We start from the raw sequence: 5096 nt of genomic DNA, 5'->3' as shown, positions 1-5096 counted from the left end.
CGGCAATGCGATGACCATCGGCACCAAGACGGCCGAGCTGGAAGAGACGCCGTCCGGCGCCTGAAGGCCTCCTACCTGGCCTTCAGCGCCTGCGCGATGTCCTCGAGCAGATCGTCGGCATCCTCCAGGCCAACCGACAGCCTGAGCGTGCCCGGCCCGATGCCGAGCTCGGCGCGCGCCTCGTCGCTGAGATTTTTGTGCGTCGTCGTCGCCGGGTGGGTGATCAGGCTCTTGGCGTCACCGAGATTGTTGGAGATCAGGACGATGTCGAGCGCGTTCTGCAAGGCGAAGGCCGCCTGCTTGCCGCCCTTGACGTCCAGGCAGATCAGCGTCGAGCCGCCCGACATCTGCTTCTTGACGATGTCGGCCTGCGGATGGTCGGCGCGGCCGGGATAGATGACGCGCGCGATTTCCGGCCGTTCGGCCAGAAAATCCGCGATCCGGCCGGCACTTTCCGTCTGCTGGCGTACGCGCAGCGGCAGCGTTTCCAGGCCCTTCAGCAGCGTCCAGGCGTTGAAAGGCGAAAGGCTTGGGCCGGTATGGCGGAAATAGTCGTGCAGGTTCTCGTCGATCCACTTCTTGTCCGACAGGATGACGCCGCCGAGACAGCGCCCCTGGCCGTCTATGTGCTTGGTCGCCGAATAGACGACGATATGGGCGCCGAGCTGCAAGGGCTTCTGCTGCAGGGGCGTGGCGAAGACATTGTCGACGATCAGCCTGGCGCCGATCGAATTGGCAAGCGAAGCGACAGCGGCGATATCGACCACTTCCAGCGTCGGATTGGTCGGGCTTTCCAGGAAGAACAGCTTGGTGTTCGGCTTGATCGCCTTTTCCCAGTTGGCGATGTCGGTGCCGTCGACCAGCGTCGCCTCGATGCCGTATCTCGGCGCCAGCGTCTCGACCACCCAGCGGCAGGAGCCGAACAGCGCACGCGCCGCCACGATATGGTCGCCGGCCTTGGCGCTGCACAGAAGGGCGGCCGTCACCGCGGCCATGCCCGACGCGGTGGCGCGCGCGTCTTCCGCACCTTCCAGCGCGCACATGCGCTTCTCGAACATGTCGACGGTCGGATTGGCGTAGCGCGAATAGATGAAACCCGGCTCTTCGCCCTTGAAACGGGCTTCGGCGGCTTGCGCCGTTTCGTAGACATAGCCTTGGGTGAGATAGATCGCTTCTGACGTTTCGCCGAAACCGGAACGCAGCGTTCCGCTGTGCACGAGTGCCGTCTGAGGCTTCCAGTTGCGCTTCTTGGTGCTCATCGCTTTTCTTCCAGACACAAAAAAACCGGCCGCGAAAGTCGCAACCGGTCCATACGGCCTTGCGGCCCGACGGTCCTTTAGCGACTTGTTTAACGTGGCTGCAAGCCGACCGGCCAAATCACCACGGGATAACGACCCTTTAGACCCGCACCGCGCTTGCGTCAATTGCCGGCTTCATTAAGAGGTTTGTACCAAGCAGGAGTGGAGCCTTGCGGCAGACAGGCATTCTTCCCGACCAGGACATATCGGCGCTGCTCCAGTCCGGCGCGCTGAAGTCGGCGCGTGCGCTCGACACCGACCAGATCCAGCCGGCCAGCCTCGATCTCAGGCTCGGCGACAAGGCCTGGCGGGTGCGCGCCTCCTTCCTGCCCGGCCCCAATCACAAGGTCTCGGAAAAGCTCGACCGGCTGCAGCTGCACGAGATCAATCTGGCCGAGGGCGCGGTGCTGGAGACCGGCTGCGTCTACATCGTGCCCCTGCTTGAAAGCCTGGCGCTGCCGGCGGACATTTCAGCCTCGGCCAATCCGAAGAGTTCGACCGGACGGCTCGACATCTTCACCCGCGTCATGACCGATCGCGGCCACGAGTTCGACAAGATCGCGGCCGGCTATCATGGCCCGCTCTTTCTGGAAGTCAGCCCGCGCACCTTCCCGATCGTCGTCCGCACCGGGTCGCGCCTGTCGCAGATCCGTTTCCGCACCGGCAATGCGCTGCTCTCCGAAGCCGAGTTGCACGACCTGCATCGCACGCAGATGCTTGTCGCCACCGAGCCGCCGAACATTTCCGGCGGCGGCATCGCGCTGTCGATCGACCTCAACGGCGATCAAAGCGGCTTGGTCGGCTATCGCGGCAAGCATCACACCGGCCTCGTCGATGTCGACAAGCGCGCGGCCCAGGAAGTCGTCGACTTCTGGGAACCGATCCACAAGAGCGGCGCCGGCGAACTGGTGCTCGACCCCGATGAATTCTACATCCGCGTCAGGCAGGAGGCGGTGCATGTGCCGCCGCTCTACGCCGCCGAGATGACGCCCTTCGATCCGCTGGTCGGCGAATTCCGCGTCCATTATGCCGGCTTCTTCGATCCGGGCTTCGGCCATTCCGCATCCGGCGGCACCGGCAGCCGGGCGGTGCTGGAAGTGCGCAGCCATGAAGTGCCGTTCATCCTCGACCACGGCCAGATCGTCGGCCGGCTGGTCTACGAGCATATGCTGAAGCGGCCGCAGGCGCTCTACGGCACCGATCTCGGCTCCAACTACCAGGCGCAGGGCCTGAAGCTGTCCAAGCATTTCCGCGCCGCGCGCTGACCCTCATTGCCCCAAGGCAAAATACTTGCCTGTACCGGCTCGCCATGCTTGGCTGCCTTGCCGCCCGTCAAGCTGGCGGCGTTCAAGGGGAACCAAGAAAATGCGATTTTCGAAATGGGTCATATCGGCGGCGGGCGCTGCCATGCTGGCAACACTGGCCGGCTCTCTGTCGGTGCAGGCGGCGGAGAAAATCAAGATCGGCACCGAGGGCGCCTATCCGCCGTTCAACACCATTACCGCCGACGGCAAGGTCGAAGGCTTCGACATCGACATCGCCAATGCGCTGTGCGCGCAGATGAAGGTCGAATGCGAGATCGTTACCCAGGACTGGGACGGCATCATTCCCGCTTTGCAGGCCAAGAAGTTCGACGCCATCATCGCCTCGATGAGCATCACCGAGGAGCGCAAGAAGCAGGTCGCCTTCACCAACAAATATTATACGACACCGCTGGCTCTGGTGGCGCCGAAGGACACCGATCTCACCTCGACCGAACCGGCGGCCCTTGCCGGCAAGACGGTCGGTGCCCAGGCTTCGACCACGCAGGCCGACTATGCCCAGAATGAATATGGCAAGGCGGGCGCGGAGGCCAAACTCTATCCCACCCAGGAAGAGGCGATCACCGACCTGACCAACGGTCGTCTTGACGCCGTGATCTCGGACAAGTTCGTGCTGATGGATTGGCTGAAGAAGGCAAGCGACGGCTGCTGCAAGCTGGTCGGCGACGTCAAGGGCACCGAGACCCAGGCCGGCATCGCCGTGCGCCTGGACGACACGGCCCTGCGCGACAAGCTCAACGCGGCCATCGACGCGATCGTTGCCGACGGCACCTACAAGAAGATCCAGGCCAAGTATTTCGACTTCGATATTTATTGAGGCAGAGGCGCCTTTTCCTTCTCCCCTTGTGGGAGAAGGTGTCGCCGGAGGCGACGGATGAGGGGTGTTCCAGGGAACGCCAACGTTTCACTCCGCTGGAACACCCCTCATCCGTCTCGGCGCTAACGCGCCGATCCACCTCCCACTTGGGGAGAAGGAAAAGGCGCGCTCTCAAAGCGCCTTCACAGCCACCTTCACCGGCTGCTCGATCTCGAGCGGGTTGCGCAGCGGCAGGCCGAAATCCCCGGCCTCGATCTCGAAGACATCGCCGGCCTCGGTCGTGATGCCGTCGGCGAAGGACAGCGTCGCCGTGCCGAACATGTGCACATGCACGTCACCCGGCTGGCGGAAGGCCGCGTATTTGAAATGATGATGTTCGAGATTGGCGATGGTGTGCGACATGTTCGCTTCGCCGGACAGGAACGGCTTTTCCCACAGCACCTCGCTGTCGCGCACGATGCGCGAGGTGCCGCGGATGTCGGACGGCAGGTCGCCGATCAGGATCTCCGGCCCGAACGAGGCGTTGCGCAGCTTGGAATGCGCGAGGAACAGATAGTTCACGCGCTCGGTGACGTGGTCGGAAAACTCGTTCGACAGCGTGAAGCCGACGCGGAAAGGTGCGCCGTCGTCGCCGATGACGTAGATGCCGGCGACCTCGGGCTCTTCGCCGGCGTCCTTGGCAAAGGCCGGTGACAGGAGTGCGGCGCCTGGTGCCACCGCCATCGTGCCGTTGCCTTTGTAGAACCATTCCGGCTGCACGCCGATCTGGCCTTTCGCCGGCTTGCCGCCCTCCAGCCCCATGCGGAACATCTTCATGGAATCGGTGAGCTGCTCCTCGCCGTCGGCGCTCAGCTTCTTGTGCATGGAATCGCGCGTCGCGGCGGAGCCGAGATGCGTCAGCCCGGTGCCGGTCAGGTGCAGATGCGCCGGATCGGGGTGATTGATCGGCGACAGCAGCCGCCCCTTCTTGTAAGCGGCCTCGAGATCGACCGTCTCGCCAAGCCCCTTGCGTTCGATCAGCGCGACGAGGCCGACGCCGGTGCGGGCGGCCTCCATCGCCAGCGAATAGACGCTGCGGGCGCCATTGATGATCCGGGTCTTGCCGCCATTGCGGGCGACGACGCGGATGGTCTCGGCGTCGTCAAGGATCTGGGAGATCAGCATGATGAATCCTCTCTCATTTGCCTTGGCAGGGCTGCCAAAACGGCAAACCTTGCTCAGCGCGGCCGGGACCTCGTCCATGCCACGGTTTAAATTCTCAGTTCGGATTGCGCTCGCGGGCCTGGTCCCTCAGGGACTTCTGTTACCGGCGGGTTGCCGGCAGCGTCGCGATCGTATGCCTCCTGCTTTCCTCGATCAGAGCAGTTCACCGTTTCACGGAAACGGCGAACCGCTCTAACTCATTGTCTTGGCGCAATTCCGGGCGGAAAACCGTTTCACACTTTTCCTGGAATTGCTCTTAAGTCCGTTCAAGCCTTGTTCTTGTTGTAGACGTCGAAGATCACGGCGCCGAGCAGCACCAGGCCTTTGACCACCTGCTGCCAGTCGACATTGACGCCCATGATCGACATGCCGTTGTTCATCACGCCCATGATGAAGCCGCCGACCACCGCGCCGATGACCTGACCGACGCCGCCCATCGCCGAGGCGCCGCCGATG

At 63.4% G+C, this 5096-nt stretch carries 4 protein-coding genes, 1 pseudogene and 1 riboswitch; of the genes and pseudogenes, 2 read left to right on the top strand and 3 right to left on the bottom strand.

What is annotated here, in order from left to right:
• Positions 1 to 71 precede the first annotated feature (71 nt).
• On the bottom strand, positions 72 to 1259 hold the full coding sequence (locus tag EOA22_RS23870; protein WP_063170015.1) for an O-succinylhomoserine sulfhydrylase: 1188 nt from the start codon (positions 1257 to 1259) through the stop codon (positions 72 to 74).
• Between the two features lie 57 nt (positions 1260 to 1316).
• Positions 1317 to 1394: riboswitch (SAM riboswitch) on the bottom strand.
• 74 nt (positions 1395 to 1468) lie between these two features.
• Between EOA22_RS23870 and EOA22_RS23865 the strand changes: the two genes are divergently transcribed.
• Both EOA22_RS23865 and EOA22_RS23860 read left to right on the top strand, forming a co-directional pair.
• Positions 1469 to 2563 carry a 2'-deoxycytidine 5'-triphosphate deaminase gene (locus EOA22_RS23865; protein ID WP_127390259.1) on the top strand — a complete coding sequence of 365 codons (1095 nt, stop codon included), beginning with the start codon at positions 1469 to 1471 and terminating at the stop codon, positions 2561 to 2563.
• Between the two features lie 100 nt (positions 2564 to 2663).
• Complete coding sequence (locus EOA22_RS23860; protein ID WP_024503157.1) at positions 2664 to 3437, top strand: ABC transporter substrate-binding protein; 774 nt, start codon at positions 2664 to 2666, stop codon at positions 3435 to 3437.
• A 171-nt stretch (positions 3438 to 3608) separates the two neighbouring features.
• On the opposite strand, the gene araD1 is transcribed toward EOA22_RS23860, so the two are convergent.
• A complete protein-coding gene (gene araD1 / locus EOA22_RS23855; RefSeq protein WP_013533635.1) occupies positions 3609 to 4601 on the bottom strand; it encodes an AraD1 family protein in 993 nt (330 codons plus the stop codon).
• A 305-nt stretch (positions 4602 to 4906) separates the two neighbouring features.
• Positions 4907 to 5096 (bottom strand): annotated as a pseudogene (locus EOA22_RS23845) (sugar ABC transporter permease); the annotation flags it as partial.

The organism is Mesorhizobium sp. M7A.F.Ca.US.014.04.1.1, from assembly GCF_003998745.1.
GTDB classification, from domain to species: domain Bacteria; phylum Pseudomonadota; class Alphaproteobacteria; order Rhizobiales; family Rhizobiaceae; genus Mesorhizobium; species Mesorhizobium ciceri.
This window is presented reverse-complemented; position numbering and strand designations above follow the sequence as displayed.

Excerpts from the sequence above, each read along its gene's own strand:
- araD1 (WP_013533635.1), bottom strand. The coding sequence starts at position 4,601 with ATGCTGATCTCCCAGATCCTTGACGACGCCGAGACCATCCGCGTCGTC.
- EOA22_RS23870 (WP_063170015.1), bottom strand. The coding sequence starts at position 1,259 with ATGAGCACCAAGAAGCGCAACTGGAAGCCTCAGACGGCACTCGTGCAC.
- EOA22_RS23860 (WP_024503157.1), top strand. The coding sequence starts at position 2,664 with ATGCGATTTTCGAAATGGGTCATATCGGCGGCGGGCGCTGCCATGCTG.